General features: G+C 72.9%; 17 protein-coding genes and 1 pseudogene. 4 read left to right on the top strand and 14 right to left on the bottom strand.

The features are described from left to right. Positions 1-348: 348 nt before the first annotated feature. The 5 genes from MTQ10_RS14565 to argC are packed head-to-tail and all read right to left on the bottom strand — an operon-like array spanning position 349 to position 5,221. Positions 349-930, bottom strand: coding sequence for an arginine repressor (locus tag MTQ10_RS14565; RefSeq protein WP_247467369.1), 582 nt, complete (start codon positions 928-930; stop codon positions 349-351). A 19-nt stretch (positions 931-949) separates the two neighbouring features. Next, positions 950-2,143 carry an acetylornithine transaminase gene (locus tag MTQ10_RS14560; RefSeq protein ID WP_247467366.1) on the bottom strand — a complete coding sequence of 398 codons (1,194 nt, stop codon included), beginning with the start codon at positions 2,141-2,143 and terminating at the stop codon, positions 950-952. Next, entirely contained in the window at positions 2,140-3,048 is a 909-nt protein-coding gene (gene argB, locus MTQ10_RS14555; protein ID WP_247467364.1) for an acetylglutamate kinase, read from the bottom strand. The genes MTQ10_RS14560 and argB overlap by 4 nt, the downstream gene beginning before the upstream one ends. Beyond that, positions 3,045-4,196, bottom strand: coding sequence for a bifunctional glutamate N-acetyltransferase/amino-acid acetyltransferase ArgJ (gene argJ / locus MTQ10_RS14550; protein WP_247467362.1), 1,152 nt, complete (start codon positions 4,194-4,196; stop codon positions 3,045-3,047). Before argJ ends, argB begins: the two co-directional genes overlap by 4 nt. After that, the gene (gene argC / locus MTQ10_RS14545) at positions 4,193-5,221 is read right to left on the bottom strand and encodes an N-acetyl-gamma-glutamyl-phosphate reductase (protein WP_247467358.1); all 1,029 of its coding nucleotides are present in this window, start codon (positions 5,219-5,221) and stop codon (positions 4,193-4,195) included. Before argC ends, argJ begins: the two co-directional genes overlap by 4 nt. Before the next feature lie 436 nt (positions 5,222-5,657). On the opposite strand from argC, the gene MTQ10_RS14540 reads away from it, so the two are divergent. Then, the gene (locus MTQ10_RS14540) at positions 5,658-6,134 is read left to right on the top strand and encodes a DUF6314 family protein (RefSeq protein ID WP_247467355.1); all 477 of its coding nucleotides are present in this window, start codon (positions 5,658-5,660) and stop codon (positions 6,132-6,134) included. Between the two features lie 3 nt (positions 6,135-6,137). Here MTQ10_RS14540 and MTQ10_RS14535 read toward each other — a convergent pair whose 3' ends face one another. Continuing rightward, positions 6,138-6,731 carry a histidine phosphatase family protein gene (locus MTQ10_RS14535; RefSeq protein WP_247467354.1) on the bottom strand — a complete coding sequence of 198 codons (594 nt, stop codon included), beginning with the start codon at positions 6,729-6,731 and terminating at the stop codon, positions 6,138-6,140. A 61-nt stretch (positions 6,732-6,792) separates the two neighbouring features. On the opposite strand from MTQ10_RS14535, the pseudogene MTQ10_RS14530 reads away from it, so the two are divergent. Beyond that, a pseudogene (locus tag MTQ10_RS14530) lies at positions 6,793-7,658 on the top strand (DMT family transporter). An 85-nt stretch (positions 7,659-7,743) separates the two neighbouring features. Then, complete coding sequence (locus MTQ10_RS14525; RefSeq protein WP_247467351.1) at positions 7,744-7,953, top strand: DUF1918 domain-containing protein; 210 nt, start codon at positions 7,744-7,746, stop codon at positions 7,951-7,953. Between the two features lies 1 nt (position 7,954). On the opposite strand, the gene MTQ10_RS14520 is transcribed toward MTQ10_RS14525, so the two are convergent. Then, complete coding sequence (locus MTQ10_RS14520) at positions 7,955-9,169, bottom strand: glycoside hydrolase family 10 protein (protein WP_441351000.1); 1,215 nt, start codon at positions 9,167-9,169, stop codon at positions 7,955-7,957. Between the two features lie 182 nt (positions 9,170-9,351). Between MTQ10_RS14520 and MTQ10_RS14515 the strand changes: the two genes are divergently transcribed. Next, positions 9,352-10,212: a 3-hydroxybutyryl-CoA dehydrogenase gene (locus tag MTQ10_RS14515; protein ID WP_247467345.1), complete on the top strand. Its 861-nt coding sequence runs from the start codon at positions 9,352-9,354 to the stop codon at positions 10,210-10,212. Between the two features lie 60 nt (positions 10,213-10,272). Here MTQ10_RS14515 and MTQ10_RS14510 read toward each other — a convergent pair whose 3' ends face one another. From MTQ10_RS14510 to MTQ10_RS14480, 7 genes are all read right to left on the bottom strand, one after another. Then, positions 10,273-10,833 (bottom strand): NUDIX hydrolase, encoded by a 561-nt coding sequence (locus MTQ10_RS14510; protein ID WP_247467342.1) that lies wholly within the window; start codon positions 10,831-10,833, stop codon positions 10,273-10,275. A 127-nt stretch (positions 10,834-10,960) separates the two neighbouring features. Continuing rightward, positions 10,961-12,304 (bottom strand): transcriptional regulator, encoded by a 1,344-nt coding sequence (locus MTQ10_RS14505; protein WP_247467340.1) that lies wholly within the window; start codon positions 12,302-12,304, stop codon positions 10,961-10,963. A 264-nt stretch (positions 12,305-12,568) separates the two neighbouring features. After that, positions 12,569-13,396 (bottom strand): SpoIIE family protein phosphatase, encoded by an 828-nt coding sequence (locus MTQ10_RS14500; RefSeq protein ID WP_247467337.1) that lies wholly within the window; start codon positions 13,394-13,396, stop codon positions 12,569-12,571. 184 nt (positions 13,397-13,580) lie between these two features. Next, positions 13,581-16,130: a phenylalanine--tRNA ligase subunit beta gene (pheT, locus tag MTQ10_RS14495; protein WP_247467335.1), complete on the bottom strand. Its 2,550-nt coding sequence runs from the start codon at positions 16,128-16,130 to the stop codon at positions 13,581-13,583. After that, a complete protein-coding gene (gene pheS, locus MTQ10_RS14490; protein WP_247467332.1) occupies positions 16,130-17,251 on the bottom strand; it encodes a phenylalanine--tRNA ligase subunit alpha in 1,122 nt (373 codons plus the stop codon). Before pheS ends, pheT begins: the two co-directional genes overlap by 1 nt. A gap of 123 nt (positions 17,252-17,374) precedes the next feature. Next, positions 17,375-18,508 (bottom strand): sensor histidine kinase, encoded by a 1,134-nt coding sequence (locus MTQ10_RS14485; RefSeq protein ID WP_247467329.1) that lies wholly within the window; start codon positions 18,506-18,508, stop codon positions 17,375-17,377. 43 nt (positions 18,509-18,551) lie between these two features. Continuing rightward, on the bottom strand, positions 18,552-19,403 hold the full coding sequence (locus MTQ10_RS14480) for a TrmH family RNA methyltransferase (protein WP_247467373.1): 852 nt from the start codon (positions 19,401-19,403) through the stop codon (positions 18,552-18,554). Positions 19,404-19,500: the final 97 nt, after the last annotated feature.

Raw genomic sequence — 19,500 nt, 5'->3', positions numbered from 1 at the left:
CGGGGGGTCCCCGCCCGCAGCGTGCGGCGAAAACGCAGGGCACGAACCTGAGGCACAGAGCGCCGCACCGAGGACGGACACCCCCCGGCGCGCACCCGACCCACCCACCGCGAGCAGGCGCAACCGCAACCACGCACCCTCGGACACAGGCCGCCGCAGGCACTCAGGGGCGCGGGGAACTGCGCGAGAACCCCCACCGGCCCGCAGGTGAAACACGATGGCCCAGCCAGAACAGGGGCGCGGGGAACTACGCGCCAAGCCCCCACCGGCCCGCGGTGAACAACGAAACCCCAGGCACCCCACAAGGGGCGCGGGGAACCGCGCAAGGGCCCCGCCCGGCCGAAGGGTTCAGTGGCCGTTCTGCGCCAGCCGCAGCAGGTGGTCCGCGAGCGCCTGCCCTCCCGTCGGGTTGCGGCTGATCAGCAGCAGTGTGTCGTCCCCCGCGATCGTCCCGAGGATGTCGTGCAGCTCGGCCTGGTCGATCGCGGACGCGAGGAACTGCGCGGCCCCGGGCGGCGTCCGCAGGACGACGAGGTTCGCGGAGGCCTCCGCGGAGATCAGCAGCTCCTGCGAGAGCCGCCGCATCCGCTCCTCCTTGGCGGACTCCCCGAGCGGCGCCCGAGGGGTCCGGAAGCCTCCCTCGCTGGGCACGGCGTAGATCAGGTCGCCGTCGGTGTTGCGGATCTTCACGGCGTTCAGCTCGTCCAAGTCCCTGGAGAGCGTGGCCTGGGTGACGCTCAGCCCGTCGTCGGCGAGCAGCTTGGCCAGCTGGCTCTGCGACCGGACGGGCTGCCGGTTGAGGATGTCCACGATGCGCCGGTGCCGCGCGGTACGGGTCTGCGGCACGGCGGGCCCGGAGGCACCGGCACCCCCGGCGCCTCCGGCAACCCCGTTGGTCCCGTTCCCCTCGTGCTCCTGCGCCTGGCTCATCGTCGTCCCATTCTCCGGATCATGCGTCCCCGTCGGCCGCGCGGGCCCGGTCAAGGATGCCGGGCAGTGCCTCGACGAAGGCGTCCGCCTCGTCGTCGCGGAGATTCAGCGCGGGCATGAGCCGGATGACGTCGGGGGCGGGCGCGTTCACGAGGAAACCGGCGTCCTGGGCCGCCGCTTGCGCCTTCGCCGCGTGCGGCCCGTTGAGCACGATACCCAGAAGGAGGCCGGCGCCCCGCACATAGTCGATCAACGGGTGGCCGAGCGCTTCGATTCCCTCCCGCAGCCGTTCGCCCTGCCGCTTGACGTTCTCCAGCAGGCCTTCCCCGGCGATGGTGTCGAGGACGGCGAGCCCGGCGGCGCAGGCGACGGGGTTGCCGCCGAAGGTGGTGCCGTGCTGGCCGGGTTGCAGCAGCTCGGCGGCGCGGCCGAAGGCGACGGTGGCGCCGAGCGGGAGTCCGCCGCCGAGCTGCTTGGCGAGGGTGACGACGTCGGGGAGGACGCCCTCATGGGCCTGGTAGGCGAACCAGTGCCCGGTACGGCCGATGCCGGTCTGCACCTCGTCGAGGACGAGGAGGGCGCCGGTGGCGGCGGTGATGGCGCGGGCGGCCTTGAGGTAGCCGGCGGGCGGGACGACGACGCCGTTCTCGCCCTGGATCGGCTCGATGATCACCAGCGCGGTGTCCTCGGTGACGGCGGCGGCCAGCGCCTGCGCGTCGCCGTAGGGGACGTGGGTGATGTCGCCGGGCAGCGGCAGGAAGGGTTCCCGCTTGGCGGGCTGCCCGGTGAGGGCGAGCGCGCCCATGGTGCGGCCGTGGAAGCCGCCGGTGGTGGCGACCATGCGGGTCCGCCCGGTGAGCCGCCCGATCTTGAACGCGGCCTCGTTGGCCTCTGCGCCGGAGTTGCAGAAGAAGACGCGGCCGTCCCGTCCGAAGTGCTCCAGGAGCCGTTCGGCGAGGGTGACGGTCGGCTCGGCGAGGAAGAGGTTGGAGATGTGGCCGAGGGAGCCGATCTGCCGGGAGACGGCGTCGACGACGGCGGGGTGGGCGTGGCCGAGGGCGTTGGTGGCGATGCCGCCGACGAAGTCGAGGTAGGAGCGGCCGTCGGCGTCCCACACGGTGCGTCCCTCACCGCGGACGAGGGGAAGCCGCGGAGTGCCGTAGTTGTTCATGAGCGCGCTCTGCCACCGCGCGGTCAGCTCCTGGTTGCTCATGACTCCCCCTCGGTGTCCTGGTCGGGCACGACCATGGTGCCGATGCCCTCGTCGGTGAAGATCTCCAGCAGGATGGAGTGCTGGACACGCCCGTCGATGACGCGGGCGGTGTTGACGCCGTTGCGTACGGCGTGCAGGCAGCCCTCCATCTTGGGGACCATGCCGGAACTCAGCTCCGGCAGGAGTTTCTCCAGTTCGGAGGCGGTGAGCCGGCTGATCACCTCGTCGGAGTCCGGCCAGTCCTCGTAGAGGCCCTCGACGTCGGTGAGGACCATCAGCGTCTCGGCGCCCAGTGCCGCAGCGAGTGCCGCAGCAGCCGTATCAGCATTGACGTTGTAGACATGGTGGTCGTCCTCGGAGCGGGCGATCGACGACACGACGGGGATGCGGCCGTCGGCGAGGAGTGCTTCGATCGCGCCGGTGTCGATGGAGGTGATCTCGCCGACGCGGCCGATGTCGACGAGTTCGCCGTCGATCTCCGGCTGGTGTTTGACGGCGGTGATGGTGTGGGCGTCCTCGCCGGTCAGGCCGACGGCGAGCGGGCCGTGCCGGTTGAGCAGGCCGACGAGTTCACGCTGGACCTGCCCGGCGAGCACCATCCGTACGACGTCCATGGCGTCCTCGGTGGTGACGCGCAGGCCGGCCTTGAACTCGCTGACGATGCCGTGCTTGTCGAGGGCGGCGCTGATCTGGGGGCCGCCGCCGTGCACGACGACGGGCTTGAGGCCGGCGTGCCGCAGGAAGACCACGTCCTGGGCGAAGGCGGCTTTCAGCTCCTCGTTCACCATGGCGTTGCCGCCGAACTTGATGACGACGGTCTTGCCGTGGTGCCGGGTCAGCCAGGGCAGCGCCTCGATGAGGATCTGGGCCTTGGGCAGGGCGGTGTGTTTCCGCGTCGTGGTCATGAGCTGTAGGCGCTGTTCTCGTGGACGTAGTCGGCGGTGAGGTCGTTGGTCCAGATGGTGGCGGTCTCGGAGCCTGCGGCGAGGTCGGCGACGATGTGCACCTCGCGGTAGCGCATGTCGACCTTGTCGCGGTCCTCGCCGACGGCGCCGTTCTTGCACACCCAGACGCCGTTGATGGCAACGTTCAGACGGTCGGGTTCGAAGGCGGCGGAGGTGGTGCCGATGGCGGACAGGACGCGGCCCCAGTTGGGGTCCTCGCCGTGGATGGCGCACTTGAGGAGGTTGTTGCGGGCGATGGACCGGCCGACCTCGACGGCGTCGGCCTCGGTCGCGGCGCCCACCACCTCGATCTTGATGTCCTTGCTGGCGCCCTCGGCGTCGCGGATGAGCTGCTGCCCGAGGTCGTCGCAGACCTGCCGTACGGCGTCGGCGAAGTCGTCGTGGCCGGGGGTGACACCGGAGGCGCCGGAGGCGAGCAGGAGCACGGTGTCGTTGGTGGACATGCAGCCGTCGGAGTCGACGCGGTCGAACGTGACGCGGGTGGCGGCGCGGAGCGCCTTGTCGAGCGTGCCGCTGTCGACGTCGGCGTCGGTGGTGAGGACGACGAGCATGGTGGCGAGGCCGGGGGCGAGCATGCCGGCGCCCTTGGCCATGCCGCCGACGGTCCAGCCGTCCTTGGTGACGACGGACGTCTTGTGGACGGTGTCGGTGGTCTTGATGGCGATGGCGGCCTTCTCGCCGCCGTGTTCGGAGAGCTGCGCGGCGGCGGTCTCGACGCCGGCGAGGACCTTGTCCATGGGCAGGAGGACGCCGATGAGGCCGGTGGAGCAGACGGCGACCTCTCCTGCGCCGCAGCCGAGGGCCTCTGCGACCTTCTCGGCGGTGGCGTGGGTGTCCTGGAAGCCCTTGGGTCCGGTGCAGGCGTTGGCGCCGCCGGAGTTGAGGACGACGGCGGCGAGTTCGCCGCTCTTGAGGACCTGCTCGGACCAGAGCACCGGCGCGGCCTTCACCCGGTTGGAGGTGAAGACGCCCGCGGCGGCACGGCGCGGACCGTGGTTGACCACGAGGGCCAGGTCCGGGTTGCCGTTCTCCTTGATCCCGGCGGCGATGCCCGCCGCCGTGAATCCCTTGGCTGCCGTGACGCTCACGGTGCGACTCCGATCGTGGTGAGCCCACAGGTCTCGTCGAGACCGAGGGCGATGTTCATGCTCTGGACGGCACCGCCCGCGGTGCCCTTGGTGAGGTTGTCGATGGCGCTGATCGCGATGACGCGGTGCACGGCCGGGTCGTACGCGACCTGCACCTGGACGGCGTTGGAGCCGTACACGGAGGCGGTGGCGGGCCACTGCCCCTCGGGGAGGAGGCGGACGAACGGCTCGTCGGCGTATGCCTTGGCGTAGGCGGCGCGCAGGGATTCCGCGGTGACGCCTTCGGCGGCGGGGGCGCTGCACGTGGCGAGGATGCCGCGCGGCATGGGGGCCAGCGTCGGGGTGAAGGAGACGGCGACGCGTTCCCCCGCCACGCCGCTGAGGTTCTGGATCATCTCGGGGGTGTGCCGGTGGCCGCCGCCGACGCCGTACGGCGTCATGGAGCCCATGACCTCGCTGCCGAGCAGGTGCGGCTTGGGTGCCTTGCCGGCGCCGGAGGTGCCGGAGGCGGCGACGATCACCGCTTCTGGCCGGGCGAGCCGGGCGGCGTAGGCGGGGAAGAGGGCGAGGGTGACGGCGGTGGGGTAGCAACCGGGTACCGCGATGCGCTTGGACCCCTCCAGCGCGGCGCGGGCACCCGGAAGTTCGGGGAGGCCGTAGGGCCAGGTGCCGGCGTGCGGGGAGCCGTAGAAGGTCTCCCAGTCGGCGGCGTTCTTCAGCCGGAAGTCGGCGCCCATGTCGATGACGAGCACGTCGGGGCCGAGCTGTTCGGCGACGGCCGCGGACTGGCCGTGCGGCAGCGCGAGGAAGAGCACGTCGTGCCCGGCGAGCGAGTCGGCGGTGGTCTCCGCGAGCACTCGGTCGGCCAGCGGCAGCAGATGCGGCTGGAGCGTGCCGAGCGTCTGTCCGGCGTTGGAGTTGCCGGTCAGGGCGCCGATCTCGACCTCGGGGTGGGCGAGGAGAAGACGCAGGACTTCTCCGCCCGCGTATCCGCTCGCTCCGGCCACCGCCACTCGTACTGCCATGTCCACCCTCCTCCTGGATGGCATGACTATACGCAGCGCTGCACGTTTATGCAATCACTGTGCAGGCTTCCGGCCGCCGGGGGTGCTCGCGGCCGTCGCTCCCGGCCGCCGGGGTGATCCGGGCCGTCAGTCCGCTGCCGGCCCCCGCGGACCCTCCGGCCGCGTGGATCCGTTGCTCCGCTCCGCCTTCGCCACGTGCAGGGTGCAGCTCTCGTACCCACTGGGCCCGCCCGCGCCGCTGAGCCGGCAGATCCGCCGCCTGGAGGAGAAGTCCGGCCGCGCGTTGTTCACCTGCGCTCCGGCGCGGGTCGCACTGGCCCCGGCCGCCCGCGAACTGCCGCCCGCCGTCCGGTCGGCCGTTCGAAGGGCAAGATGGGGAGGGGCAGGGACGCGTCAATGGGTCGCGCTGGATCGCGCGGGAACGGAGAGGTGCGGGGTGCCGCGGGAGAGGGACGGTTTCCGGCCGGTGCCGGACGTGCTGGTCTTTCTGGCCGGCCGGTGGCGGGTCGCCCGGACCGTGCGCGACCTGGCCTCGGGCGACGAGGGCACGTTCACGGGTACGACGGTTTTCGGCCTGCTGGAGGGCGGCGGGCTGCTGCACCGGGAGTCGGGGACCTTCGTGTGGCGGGGCGTGGCCCGACCGGCCGAGCGGACACTGAGGTTCCTGCCCGGGGAGGTGCCGGGGACGGCGGATGTGCGGTTCGCCGACGGGCGCCCCTTCCACGGCCTGGATCTGACCTCGGGCCGGTTCGTCGCCGACCACCCGTGCTCGGCCGACCTCTACCGCGGGGAGTTCACCGCCCTGGACGACGACCGGTGGCGGACGGTGTGGCGGGTGCGCGGACCCGCGAAGGACCTGGTGCTGACGACGGACTACACACGCGAGGACGGACCGCAGGGGACCGCTTCCTGAGGCTCAGGCCCGGGACGGCTGGGCCGCGGCCCCGTCGAACCGCAGGTTCCAGCGGCCCGCCCGGCCCGTGACGGTGGTCGTCGACAGCGGGCGCACGTCGATGTTCCAGAACGTCGAGGGCGGTGCCTTCAGCGCGTACACCAGGGCCGCGCGGATCACGGACGGCTCGGCGACGGCGACGACGCGGCAGCCGTCGTCGATCGGCCGGGTGTCCAGCCAGCCGCCGACCCTGCCGATGAACGACAGCAGCGACTCGCCGCCGTGCGGCGCGGACCGCGGGTCGGCGAGCCAGGCGTCCACGAGGGACGGTTCGCGGGCCATGGCCTCCCCCAGGGTCAGCCCGCGCCAGCGCCCCATGTCGCAGTCCCGCAGGGCGAGCTGCACGAGCGGCGCGTAGCCGAGGGCGTCGCCGGTCGCGCGGCTGCGCGGGGTCGGCGAGCAGTAGCGCAGGTCGGCCGCGGCCAGGGACACCAGGTCCCCGGCGACCCGCTGGACGGCGTCCCAGCCGGCCTGGTCCAGCGGGCGGTCGTCCTCGAAGCGCTCGGCGAGCAGCGGTGAGCTGCGCGCGGCGGCGACGAATGTGACCCGAAGAGACATGCGGTGATGGTGAGCCGCCCGGGTACGCAGGTCAAGGGGTGCCACCGAGGGGTCACGGGGAGTGAACGAGCGGTCGCACGCGGGCAGCTGTTCCTCCCTCGGCCTGATCCTGGCGGCCCTCGGCGTGACCGCCTTCTCGCTGACCTCTCCCGGCACGGTCCGGGCCCTGACGGTCGCGCTGCGCAGTGTGCTCGCCGCACTGCCGGCCGGCGGCTGTCTGCTCGCGCTGCGCATCCCCGTCCCGGCCCGCGCCCACCGGCCGGGGCCGACGGTGGTGGCCGCCGGGGTGGTCGCCGGGACTATCCGCTGCTGACCACGCTCGCGCTGCGGACCTCCACCACGGCGCACGCGGCGGTCGTCGTCAGCCTGCTGCCGCTGACCACCACCCTCTGCTCGGCGCTGCGGGTCGGCTCGCGTCCCTCGCGGACCTTCTGGCTGGCGGCGCTCGTGGGCGCCGACGCGGTGGCGGGGTTCACCGTGCGGCAGAGCGGCGGTTGCCTCACCACGGCCGACGTGCATCTCTTCGCGGCGCTGCCGGTGTGCGCCGCGGGCTGCACCGAGGGCGGCCGGCCGGCGAAGGTGATGCCGGGCCGGCAGGTGGTCGGCTGGGCGCTGGTGCTGTGTCTGCCGCTCGCCCTGGCCGGCGCGGCGGTGGCCGTGACATACGAGCGGGTACGGCTCACCGTGCACAGTGTGACGGGACTGCTGTGGCTCGCGGCGGGCTCGCAGTTCCTCGGGCTCGTCGTCCAATACCGGGGCATGGCGGCCATCGGAATTCCCGGGGCGAGCCAGTTGCAGTCGGCGCAGGCCCTCCTCACACTGGTGTGGTCGGTGCTGCTGCTCGGCGAGCACCTGACGCCGGCCGCCCCGCTGACGGCGGCCGCGGTGCTCGTGTGCATCGCCGTCACCCAGCGGGCCCGCGGCTGACGGGCCGCGTCCCGGCCGCGCCCGCCCCCCCGTGGGCCCGGACCCAGGACCGCTGCTTTCGCACACCGGTGAGGAGGCCCCGCAGATGCGTGCAACCGTGGGCGACCAGCTTGTCCAGCACGGCAGGGTGGTCGGTCAACACGACAAGGTCGGCGAGATCGTCGAAGTCCTCGGCGAGAAGGGCAACCCCCCGTACCGCGTCCGGTTCGAGGACGGGCACGAGGGCCTGTGCTCGCCCGGCCCCGACACGGAGATCCGCCACAAGGACATGTCCAGCGCCCGGCAGGCCTGGTAGTTCAGCCCGGGGGCGGCGCGGGCAGGGCCCAGTGGTCGGCGACCACCCGGGCCATCGCCCCGATCGGGTCGGCGGCCACCTCGGTCGCGGAGAAGAAGGCGTGCCCGCGCACCTGCGGGTACGACGCGGCCAGGGTCAGATGCCGGGACAGCTCGGCGGGGTCCTGCCAGGCCGCGGGCTGGGCGGGGTCCCCCGCCTTGTACAGCGCCTCCCCGATGTACAGCCGCGTCCTGCTGCCCTGGGCGGTCTCGGCCCACCAGGGCAGCAGTTTCGCGTAGTCGGCGTCGGCGAAGCCGATGTTCCAGTACAGCTGGGGCACCACGTAGTCGAGCAGGCCGTCGCGCACCCAGCCGCGGGTGTCGGCGTACAGATCGTCGTACGTCTGCACGCCCGCCCGGGTGTCGGACCCGAGCGGGTCGGTGGCGGCGTTGCGCCACACCCCGAACGGGCTGATCCCGAACCGGGTGCCGGGCCGCACCTCGGCGATCCGGGCGGCCGTCTCGCGGACGAGCCTGTCGATGTTGTCGCGGCGCCACGCGGCACGGGTGGGGAACGCCGCGCCGTGACGGTCGTAGGCGTCGTCGTCGTCGAAGACCTGGCCGGGCACCGGATAGGGATAGAAGTAGTCGTCGAAGTGGACGGCGTCCACCGGGTACATGCGCACCGCGTCGAGGATCGCCTCCTCCACGAAGGCGCGGACCTCCGGAAGGCCCGGGTTGTAGTAGAGCTTCCCGCCGTACGCCACCACCCACTCCGGGTGCAGCCGGGCCGGGTGCGCGGGCGCCAGCCGGCCCGGGTCGGTGTGCAGGGCGACACGGTACGGGTTGAACCAGGCGTGCAGCTCCAGGCCCCGCGCGTGCGCCTCCGTCAGGGCCGTGCCCAGCGGGTCCCAGCCGGGGTCCTCGCCCTGCGTCCCGGTCAGCCACTGCGACCAGGGCTCGTACGACGACGGCCACAGGGCGTCCGCGGTCGGCCGCACCTGGAGGAACACCGTGTTCAGCCGGCGCCGTACCGCCGTGTCGAGGAGCGCGGTCAGCTCGCGGCGCTGTTCGTCGGCGCTCAGCCCCGGAGCGGAGGGCCAGTCGCGGTTGCCGACCGTCGCGATCCACACGCCCCGCATCTCCCCCGCCTCCGCGCGCGGCCGGGCCCGCCCCGGCGCCGCCCCGCCCGTGGCCAGCGCCGACAGTGCCGCCACCGTGAAGGCCCGCCGCGTCATCCGCCCCATGCGTCTGCTCCCCGGAACGCCCCGGATCCGTCCCGTCACGGATCGTCGTTCCGCCCAGGATGCCCCCACCCCGGTGATCGATCATCGATACTTGGCGGTAACGTGCACGATCGGAGCAGGCAACCGGACCACGGCGGACCTGCCAGCCGTAGATCAGCAGCGAAAGGGACGATGTGACAGACATCGAGCGCGTCGGAGTGGTCGGCTGCGGTCAGATGGGGGCGGGCATCGCCGAGGTGTGCGCCCGCGCCGGTCTCGACGTGAAGGTCGCCGAGACCACCGGCGAGGCCCTGGAGCTCGGCCGTACCCGGCTGTTCAGCTCCCTGGCCAAGGCCGCGGAACGCGGCAAGATCACCGAGGAGGAGCGGGACGCCACGCAGGCGCGGCTGAGCTTCACCACCGACCTCGGGGAGTTCGCCGACCGGGACCTCGTCATCGAGGCCGTCGTGGAGAACGAGCAGGTCAAGACGGAGATCTTCCAGGTCCTGGACCAGGTGGTGACCCGGCCGGACGCGATCCTCGCCTCCAACACCTCCTCCATCCCGCTGGTGCGGCTGGCGGTTGCCACCCAGCGGCCCGACCAGGTCATCGGCATCCACTTCTTCAACCCGGCCCCGGTGCAGAAGCTCGTCGAGCTGATCCCGGCGCTCACCACCTCCGAGGGCACGCTCGGCCGGGCGCAGCTGTTCGCGGAGAAGGTGCTGGGCAAGCACGCGATCCGCGCGGTGGACCGCTCCGGCTTCGTCGTCAACGCGCTGCTGATCCCGTATCTGCTGTCCGCGATCCGGATGTTCGAGTCGGGCATCGCCAGCCGCGAGGACATCGACAACGGCATGGAGCTGGGCTGCGCCCACCCGATGGGCCCGCTGAAGCTGTCCGACCTGATCGGCCTGGACACGGTCGCCTCGGTCGCGTACAGCATGTACGAGGAGTACAAGGAGCCCCTGTACGCCGCTCCCCCGCTGCTCCAGCGCATGGTCGACGCCGGCCGGCTGGGCCGCAAGACGGGGTCGGGCTTCTACACCTACAGCTGACGGCGGATCCCCGCCGCGACGCAGGGCCCGGTGCGCGTGCGCGTGCCGGGCCCTGCGTCGTCACAGGCCGTGCGGCGTGGGGCCGTTGTCCTGGCCGAGCCTGAGTTGGTGCAGCATCAGTAAGGCCGCCGCCATGGTGGCGGCCGGGACCTCGCCTCGGGCGACGATGTCGGGGACGAGTTTGAGCGGCACCCATTCGCGGCGGTCGGACTCGAAGGCGTCCACGGGGTGGCCGGTGTAGCGGCCCTCCTCGGCCCAGTACACGTGGTGCCGGGCGTCGGTGAGCCCGTTGGACGGCTCCACGCTCATCAGATGCCGCAGCGGGCCGGGCCGCCAGCCGGTCTCCTCCTCCAGTTCCCTCGCGGCGGCGACGGCGACGTCCTCGCCGTCCTCGACGACTCCGGCGGCGAGTTCCCAGCCCCAGCTGTCGGTGATGAAGCGGTGCCGCCACAGCAGCAGGACCTCGTTCTGCTCGTTGACGACCGTGGCCACGGCGACCGGCCGCAGGCGTATGAGGAAGTGGTCGAGGTGCCGGCCGTCCGGTAGTTCGACATCCGCGAGATTGACCTTGAACCAGCGGTTCGCATACACAGCTTGCTCGTTCTGTTTCGTCCACTGCACGGTTCTGCCACCTTCCGACGAGTAAGTGGCAATATCGCAGCCGACGCGGTCGGGCAGCAGGCGCACAGAGGGCCGCTGGGGAGCAAGGTGCGGGGCGCGGCCCCGTCTCGCGGATCCCACGGGCCGGTCAGATCGGCACGCGCAGCGCCCCGTCGATCAGTTCGGCCACCTCGGCGGTGCCCGCGCAGCCGCTGCGGACCAGATGCTCACGGACGGCGCGGAGCCGGTCGCGCAGCCGCTGGGACTCCATGCCGCGTGCCTGCTCGGCCATCTGCACAGCCGTGGCCACCGCTTTGTCGGCGTTGCCCCGGCGCAGCTCGATCGTGCTGAGCATGGCCAGCCGGTGCACCCGTCCGCGGTCGTGCGCCGGGGTGTCCACCGCGGCGGCGGCGTGCTCCTGCGCGGCGTGCAGTTCACCGAGGCTGAGCAGGGCCTCCGCCACCTGTACGTTGACCAGGCCGGGCTGGACATAGCCGGTCTCGTCGGGTTCACGGCCGCGCCGGATGCGTTCGGCGGCGGCCTCGGCCCGCCGGATGCAGGACAGGGCGCTCGTGCCGTCGCCGAGGTGGGCGTACGCCTTCGCCTGCATCGCGAACAGGTCGGAGGCGAGCGCGGGTGTGATGTGCCGGCCGGCGGCGCGCAGCGCGGCCTCGGCGAAGGCCACGGCCTGCCGGTACTCCCGCATGAACAGAGACTGGTTGACCAGCAGCGCGATGACGTACGCGCCGAGCCCCCGGTCGCCGCTGGCCTTGGCGAGCCGCAGCGCCTGGTGGAAGTAGCGCTGGGCGAGGCCGTGAGCGTCGGAGTCGTACGCGCAGATCCCGGCGATGGCGACCAGTCCGCCGGTGGCGCGGTGCAGTTGACGGCCCGTGGCGTCGGTGTAGCCGCCGCGCAGCAGCGGAGCGGCCTCGGCGTTGAGGAAGCCGACGATCCGGGCGCGCGTGGCGACACCACCGGCCTTGCGGTACATCTGCTCGTAGTGGGTGCGGGCGGCGCGCAGCATCTCGATGTCGGCGGGGGTGACCCGGTGCCGGCCGCCTCGGGAGACGTCGGTGTCCTCGGGCGGGTTCTCCCACTCCCACACCGGCATCACGGCCGGGGTCCCGGTGACGGCAGGCGCTCCGAGGATGTGCGGGCGCTGCTGTTCGTCGGAGCGCCACAGGGCGGTGGCCCGCTCGACGAAGCCGGACAGGGAGGTTCCGTGTCCGCCTGTCGCCTGTTCGCCGGGCACGCCGAGGCCGATGTCGTCGAGGGTGACCGGCCGGTGCAGCCGGGCGGCGAGGACCTCGCAGATCAGGTCGGGTACCTGGCCGCGCGGGCGCTGCCCTTTGAGCCAGCGGGCGACGGCGGTGTGTTCGTAACGCAGTGTCAGCCCGCGTCTGCGTCCTGCCTGGTTGACGTGTGCGGCCAGTCCCGCGTGGGAGATGCCCGCCTCGTCGAGGATCGCGTCCAGCAGTGTGTTGGGCTGCATCGGTGCCCCCCGGTGGATCGGTGCCGGACAGGGTAGTGGGAGTCGGTTCACACGGGGTGTGAACGGAGTGCGCGAACTCGCTGGGTGTGCGCGCTGTGGCGGAGAGTTTCCGGCCGGTTGACTGGTGGGCCTCGCAAGAGGCCGGCCGGGCCGCCGGCTCCCCCTCGTACAGTGCGGCGGCCCGATCGCAGCCGCCCGCCCGGCCGCCTGCCCGACACTCCGTGGCGGGGCGGGCGGCTCCGCCGGCGAGGTGCGGGCGCGTGCTCAGGCACCGTTGCGTTCGAGACGGGTCGCCGGGCGGTGCCGCCCGGGGCGGGGTTCCGGTGGGGGCGGGGCCGGGTCGGTGCCCAGCGCGAGCAACGCCATGTCGTCCGTGGGTCTGCCCGCCGCGTGACGGCGCACCTCGGAAAGGACCGTGCCCACGACGGCCTCGGGGGTGACGGGTCGGGTGCGGGCGGCGCGGGCGAGGGTGTCCCGCAGGGGGAAGAAGCGGCCCTGGCTGTCGCGGGCGTCCTCGACACCGTCCGTGTGCAGGACCAGCAGTTCGCCCGGGAGCAGCGGCGGGGGGTGCTGGACGGGGAGGTCCTCGGGCAGCGGGAAGAGGCCGAGGGGCGGCAGGGGGTCGGAACGGCTCAGCGGTTCGACGCGCGTGCCGGTGACGCGGTGCGGCCAGGGGTGGCCGCAGTCGAGGGCGCGCAGGGTGCCGTCGCCGCTGATCTCCAGCAGGACGAGGGTGACGAACTCCTCGCCGTCGTCCGGTGCGGCGGGGTCCGGTCCGGGCGCGGGGTGCCCGGCGCGGGTGCGCAGATGGCGGGCGAGGGCCCGGTCGAGGCGGCGCAGGAGGCGGCCGAGGTCGGGTTCGTCGGGCGCGGCGTCGCGGAAGCCGGTGAGGACGGCGGCGGCGGTGCCGCGGGCGGCGATGCCGTGGCCGCGTACGTCGCCCATGACGGCGCGGACGCCGTGCCGGGTGGCGACGACGTCGTAGAGGTCGCCGCCGCGGGCGGTGCCGTCGGCGGCGATCTGGGCGGCTGCGGTGCGCAGGCCGGCGACAGCGGTGGGCGGCGGCCTCAGCGGCAGCCTGATACGGAACATGGCGTACGGCCCCCCAAACCAGGCCCTGACACGCAGATCGGACCGGCCCCGTAGAGCCGGTCCGATTCTGTCGGCCGAGAGCCCGGCAGAGCCGGACCACCCGTAAACAATCACCCCAACGAGTGACGTAACCGCACAGGGTGCTGACGTGCACAAGCGTGTGCGCGTCAGCCCCCTGCCGTTTCTAGCTGCGGAGCACCGCCCCGGTGCGCTCGCCGGCGAGGGCGACCGCCGCGTCCCGGGCCGCCGACGCCTCGTCGACGGTCAGGGTGCGGTCGGCGGCGCGGAAGCGCAGCGCGTACGCCAGCGACTTGCGGCCCTCGCCGAGCTGCTCGGCGTTCTCGTACACGTCGAACAGGCGGATCGACTCCAGCAGTTCACCGGCGCCCTCGCGCAGCGCGGCCTCGACCTCGGCGGCCGGGACCGGCTTGTCGACGACGAGCGCGACGTCCTGCGTGGCGACGGGGAACGTGGAGATCCGCGGCGCCTGCGGGGTGTCCTCGCCGACCTGCTCCAGCGCGTCGAGGTTCAGCTCCATCGCGCAGGTGCGGGCGGGCAGGCCGAGGGCCTTGAGGACCCGCGGGTGCAGCTCGCCGGCGTGCCCGACGACACGGTCCTGCCCGTCGACGGTGACGGCCAGCTCGGCGCACCGGCCGGGGTGCCACGGGCCGTACTGGGCCTTGCGGACGACCAGCTCGGTGCCCGCCTCGGCGGCGACGGTCCGGGCCGCCTGCACGGCGTCGGCCCAGTCGGCGGGGCGGCCGGCGCCCCACCAGCCGGCCTGCTCGCGGGCGCCCGCGAAAACGGCGGCGACATGGCGGGGCTGCTCGGGCAGCGCGGCGTCCAGCTCGGCGATCTCGGCGTCGGTGGGGCGCCGGTCGACGGGCAGCGGCGCGGCGGTGCGCTGCTCCTCACGCGGGTGGAAGACCAGACCGGTCTCGAACAGCGCGAGGTCGTGGGAGCCGCGGCCGATGTTGCGCCGCAGTGCGCCCAGCAGGCCCGGCAGCAGCGAGGTGCGGAGCGCGGGCTCCTCGTCGTTGAGCGGGTTGGTGAGCTTGACGACGCGGCGGGCCGGGTCGTCGGCCTCCAGGCCGAGCTGGTCGAAGACCTGCTCGGAGATGAAGGGGTAGTTCGGCGCCTCGACACAGCCGGCCCCGGCCAGGGCGCGGCCGACGCGGCGGTGCAGCCGCTGCCGGTGGGTCAGGCCGCGGCCCGCGGGGGGCTTGGGCAGGGTGGAGGGCAGGTTCTCGTAGCCCTCCAGCCGGATGACCTCTTCGGCCAGGTCGTTGGGGTCGGTGAGGTCGGGCCGCCAGGAGGGGACGGTGACGGTGAGTTCGTCCTGCCCCCGGACGTCGCAGCCGATCTCCTGGAGGCGGCGTACGACGGTCTCACGGCCGTAGGTGACACCGGCGACCTTGTCGGGGTGGTCGGCCGGGATGGTCACGGTGGTCGGCGCGGACGACGCGACGACCTCGGTGACCCCGGCCTCGGCGGTACCGCCGGCCAGCAGCACCAGCAGGTCGACGGTGCGCTGGGCCGCGGCGGCGGCAGCGGCCGGGTCGACGCCGCGCTCGAAGCGGCGGGACGCCTCCGAGGACAGCTTGTGGCGGCGGGCGGTGCGCGCGATGGAGACCTGGTCGAAGTGGGCGGCCTCGATCACCACGTCGGTGGTGGCGTTCTCGAGGTCGACGGCGGTCTCCCCGGTCGCGTCCGTCCGGGACCGGGGGGCGTCGGCGATCTCGGTGTTGGCGCCGCCCATCACACCGGCGAGGCCGATGGGACCGCGCTCGTCGGTGATGACGAGGTCCTCGGCGTGCAGCTTCCGCTCGACACCGTCGAGGGTGACGATCTTCTCGCCCTCCTGGGCGCGGCGCACACCGATGGTGCCCTGGACCAGCTTGCGGTCGTAGGCGTGCAGCGGCTGGCCCAGCTCCATCATCACGTAGTTGGTGACGTCGACGGCGAGGGAGATCGGCCGCATGCCGACCTTCTGCAGCCGGCGCTGGAGCCAGATCGGGGAGCGCGCCTCGGGGCTGAGCCCGGTGACGGTGCGGGCGGTGAAGCGGTCGCAGCCGGACGGGTCCGTGATCTGCACCGGGTAGCCGAACGCGTTGGGCGCGGGCACGTCGAGCAGGGCGGGGTCGCGCAGCGGCAGCCCGTAGGCGATGGCGGCCTCGCGGGCGACGCCGCGGATGGACAGGCAGTCGCCGCGGTTGGCGGTGACGGCGATGTCCAGGACCTCGTCGACCAGCTCCAGCAGCTCGACGGCGTCCTTGCCGACCTCGGTCTCCGGCGGCAGGACGATGATGCCCTTGCTGCCGTCGTCGCCCATGCCCAGCTCGTCGCTGGAGCAGATCATGCCGCGGGACATCCGGCCGTACGTCTTGCGCTCGGCGATCTGGAAGTCGCCGGGCAGGACGGCTCCGGGCAGGGCGACGACGACCTTGTCGCCCTCCTGGAAGTTACGGGCGCCGCAGATGATCTCCTGGGGCTCGCCCGTGCCGTTGGCCTGCGCGACGTCGACGGTGCAGAAGCGGATCGGCTTCTTGAAGCCCTCCAGCTCCTCGATGGTCAGCACCTGTCCGACGACCAGGGGGCCCTTGAGGTCGGCGCCGAGGTGTTCGACGGTCTCGACCTCCAGACCGGCCGAAATCAGCTTGGCCTGGACGTCCCGGCCGGTCTCCGTCGCCGGCAGGTCGACGTACTCCCGCAGCCAAGAAAGCGGGACCCGCATCAGATCTCCATCCCGAACGGCCGGGTGAACCGGACGTCACCCTCGACCATGTCTCGCATGTCATCGACGTTGTGGCGGAACATCAGCATCCGCTCGATGCCGAACCCGAAGGCGAAGCCGCTGTACTTCTCCGGGTCGACGCCGCAGGCGGTGAGCACCCGCGGGTTGACCATGCCGCAGCCGCCCAGCTCGATCCAGCCCTCGCTGGAGCAGGTGCGGCAGGGCCGGTCGGGGTTGCCGACGGACTCGCCGCGGCAGACGTAGCACACCATGTCCATCTCGGCGGACGGCTCGGTGAAGGGGAAGAAGTTCGGCCGCAGCCGGGTCTTCATGTCCGCACCGAACAGCGACTGCACCATGTGGTCGAGGGTGCCCTTGAGGTCGGCCATGGTCAGGCCCTCGTCGACGGCGAGCAGCTCCACCTGGCGGAAGACCGGGGTGTGCGTGGCGTCCAGCTCGTCCGTGCGGTACACGCGGCCGGGGCAGATCACATAGACGGGCAGGTCGCGCTCGAGCAGGGAGCGGATCTGCACCGGGGAGGTGTGGGTGCGCAGCACGGTCCCGGATTCGGTGCCGCCGTCGGGGCCGGCCACGAAGAAGGTGTCCGCCTCGCCGCGCGCCGGGTGGTCCGGGCCGATGTTCAGGGCGTCGAAGTTGAACCACTCGGCCTCGACCTCGGGGCCCTCGGCGACCTCGTAGCCCATGGCGACGAAGACGTCCTCGATGCGCTCCGAGAGCGTGGTCAGGGGGTGACGGGCGCCGGCCGGTACGCGGTCGTACGGCAGGGTGACGTCCACGTCCTCCTCGATGAGCACGCGCGCGTCCCGCTCGGCCTCCAGTTCGGCCTGGCGGGCGGCGAGCGCCTTGTTGACGGCGCCGCGGGCCTGGCCGACGCGCTTGCCGGCCTCCGCCTTGGCGTGCGGGGGCAGCGCGCCGATCTCCCGGTTGGCCAGGGCCAGCGGGGAGGTGCCGCCGGTGTGGGCGACCTTGGCCTCCTGGAGCGCGTCGAGGGAGTCCGCGGCGGCGAAGGCGGCGAGCGCCTCGTCCCGCATGCGCTCGATCTCTTCCGGTTTCAACGCCTCGACCTCGACAGGGTCGTACGACTTATTGGGTGCCGACATCTCTTCCCGTGCTTCCGAATGGCTGGCGGACGGTCCCCGTGACCGGCGGTGGGCCGTGTGAAGGACACAAAGGTGCCAAAGGCCGAGTCTAACGGGGTGGAGGTATACGAATGCGCCCGTGGGTCACTGGGCGAGATACGCCGGTGCCGCCACGGGCAACGTAAATCGGAACTCGGCGCCGCCCCCGGGGGCGCGGCCGACGGTGATGGTGCCGCCGTGGGCTTCGACGATGCCCTTGACGATGTAGAGCCCGAGGCCTGTGCCGCCGCGCTTGCTGCCCCGCCAGAAGCGGGTGAAGACGCGGTTCATGGATTCCTCCGGGATGCCGGGCCCTTCGTCGCTCACCGTGACCGACGTTCCGGTCTCCTCCCCTTCTCGGGGGGACGCCGTGGCCGTGATGTCGATGGTGACAGTTCCCTCACCGTGACGCACGGCATTTTCGATCAGGTTGCTGAGCACCTGGTCGATCTTGTCGGGGTCGGCCCACAGCATCGGCAGCGGCTGTTCGACGCGGAGCAGGAACCGGTCGGCGCTCTGGCCTGCGGCGACGTACGCCTGGATGTGGCGGCCGACGGCGGCGCCCATGTCGACGGGCTGGCGGCGCACCTCGAGGCGGCCGGAGTCGATGCGGGAGATGTCGAGGAGTTCGGCGATGAGCCGGGTGACGCGGTCGGCGTCGGCGTCGACGGTCTCCAGCATGAGGCGTTTCTGGTCGTCGGTGAAGCGTTCCCATTTGGCGAGCAGGGTCGCGGTGAAGCCCTTGACGGAGGTCAGCGGGGAGCGCAGCTCGTGGGCGACGGTCGCGATCAGCTCGGCGTGGGAGCGTTCGGTGCGGCGGCGGGCCTCGGTGTCGCGCAGGCAGACGACGACGCGGGTGACGGGGCCGAGGGGCCGCTCGCGGACGTACCGGGCGGTGACGAGGACTTCGTGGCCGCCGGGCAGCAGCAGGTTCCGTTCGGGCTGCCGGGTGCGGGTGGCGAGGCCGCCGTAGGGGTCGGTGAGCTGCCACCAGCGGCGCCCTTCGAGGTCCTCCAAGGGCAGGGCCTTCTCCAGGGGCCGGCCGAGGGCGTCGGCGGCCCGGGTGCCGGTGATGCGCTCGGCCGCGGCGTTGAAGCGGACGACGCGGCCGTGCTCGTCGGCGACGACGAGCCCGTCGGGCAGGTCGTCCGGGTCCATGCCGGTCGCGGCTCCGGGCTGCGGGCCCGCGGGGCCGTCCTGCCCGCCCCGTCCGGCTGCGCTGCTCGTGCCGACGCTCATCCCCCGTACCCCACCTCTCCTACGGAGACCCGAGCAGGTCAGCCTACTGGTTCACGGCGACCGCGCGGCACCCTCCGGCCGCCCGCTGGGCGCGGGCGGATGCGTAGAGACATACGGCCGCGGCGGTGGCGAGGTTCAGGCTTTCCGCCTTGCCGTGGATGGGGACGCGGACGACGGCGTCGGCGAGGGCGCGGGTCTCCTCGGGCAGGCCCCAGGCCTCGTTGCCGAAGACCCAGGCGGTGGGGCCGCCCATGCTGCCCTTGTCCAGCTCGTCGTCGAGGTCGTGGTCGCCGGCGCCGTCGGCGGCGAGGATGCGCACCCCGGCGTCCTTGAGTCCGGTGACGGCCTGTTCGACGGGGACGCCGACGGCGACGGGCAGGTGGAACAGGGAGCCGACGGAGGCGCGGACCGCTTTGGGGTTGTACAGGTCGACGGAGGCGTCGGTGAGGACGACGGCCTCGGCTCCGGCGGCGTCGGCGCAGCGCAGCACGGTGCCGGCGTTGCCGGGGTCGCGGACGTGGGCGAGGACGGCGACGAGCTTGGGGCGGCGGCGCAGGATCTCCTCGAAGGGCGTGTCGAGGAAGCGGCAGATCCCGACGAGGCCCTGGGGGGTGACGGTGGTGGAGATGTCGGCGATGACCTGCTCGGAGGCGAGGTGGACGCGGGCGCCCGCGGTGCGTGCGGCGCCGATGATGTCGGCGTGGCGTTCGGCGGCGTCGGGGGTGGCGAAGAGTTCCACGAGGGTGCCGTCGTGGCCGGCGGCCTCCCGTACGGCCTGCGGGCCCTCGGCGAGGAACAGCCGCTCCTTGCCCCGGAAGTTCCGCTTGGCGAGCCGCCGGGCGGCGGTGACGCGGGGGGAACGGGGGGAGATCAGCTCGGGGCCGGCAGAGGGCATCCTCGTCTTCGCTTTCGGGGAGGTCTGGAGGTCGTCGCTGGGGGTGTGCGCCGCGGTACGGCGCGTGCGGGCCGCGTGGCGGGCCCGGGGTGGGGCC

Source organism: Streptomyces sp. XM83C (assembly GCF_023072675.1).
In the GTDB taxonomy this organism is placed as follows: Bacteria; Actinomycetota; Actinomycetes; order Streptomycetales; family Streptomycetaceae; genus Streptomyces; species Streptomyces thermocoprophilus.
The sequence above is the reverse complement of the archived record's forward strand: the minus strand, read 5'-3'. Positions and strand labels throughout refer to the sequence as shown.

What these genes read in the sequence shown, in the direction of transcription:
- MTQ10_RS14565 (WP_247467369.1), bottom strand. Translation starts at nt 930, where the DNA reads ATGAGCCAGGCGCAGGAGCACGAGGGGAACGGGACCAACGGGGTTGCC.
- MTQ10_RS14560 (WP_247467366.1), bottom strand. Translation starts at nt 2,143, where the DNA reads ATGAGCAACCAGGAGCTGACCGCGCGGTGGCAGAGCGCGCTCATGAAC.
- argB (WP_247467364.1), bottom strand. Translation starts at nt 3,048, where the DNA reads ATGACCACGACGCGGAAACACACCGCCCTGCCCAAGGCCCAGATCCTC.
- argC (WP_247467358.1), bottom strand. Translation starts at nt 5,221, where the DNA reads ATGGCAGTACGAGTGGCGGTGGCCGGAGCGAGCGGATACGCGGGCGGA.
- MTQ10_RS14535 (WP_247467354.1), bottom strand. Translation starts at nt 6,731, where the DNA reads ATGTCTCTTCGGGTCACATTCGTCGCCGCCGCGCGCAGCTCACCGCTG.
- MTQ10_RS14525 (WP_247467351.1), top strand. Translation starts at nt 7,744, where the DNA reads ATGCGTGCAACCGTGGGCGACCAGCTTGTCCAGCACGGCAGGGTGGTC.
- MTQ10_RS14520 (WP_441351000.1), bottom strand. Translation starts at nt 9,169, where the DNA reads ATGACGCGGCGGGCCTTCACGGTGGCGGCACTGTCGGCGCTGGCCACG.
- MTQ10_RS14505 (WP_247467340.1), bottom strand. Translation starts at nt 12,304, where the DNA reads ATGCAGCCCAACACACTGCTGGACGCGATCCTCGACGAGGCGGGCATC.
- MTQ10_RS14500 (WP_247467337.1), bottom strand. Translation starts at nt 13,396, where the DNA reads ATGTTCCGTATCAGGCTGCCGCTGAGGCCGCCGCCCACCGCTGTCGCC.
- pheT (WP_247467335.1), bottom strand. Translation starts at nt 16,130, where the DNA reads ATGCGGGTCCCGCTTTCTTGGCTGCGGGAGTACGTCGACCTGCCGGCG.
- pheS (WP_247467332.1), bottom strand. Translation starts at nt 17,251, where the DNA reads ATGTCGGCACCCAATAAGTCGTACGACCCTGTCGAGGTCGAGGCGTTG.
- MTQ10_RS14485 (WP_247467329.1), bottom strand. Translation starts at nt 18,508, where the DNA reads ATGAGCGTCGGCACGAGCAGCGCAGCCGGACGGGGCGGGCAGGACGGC.
- MTQ10_RS14480 (WP_247467373.1), bottom strand. Translation starts at nt 19,403, where the DNA reads ATGCCCTCTGCCGGCCCCGAGCTGATCTCCCCCCGTTCCCCCCGCGTC.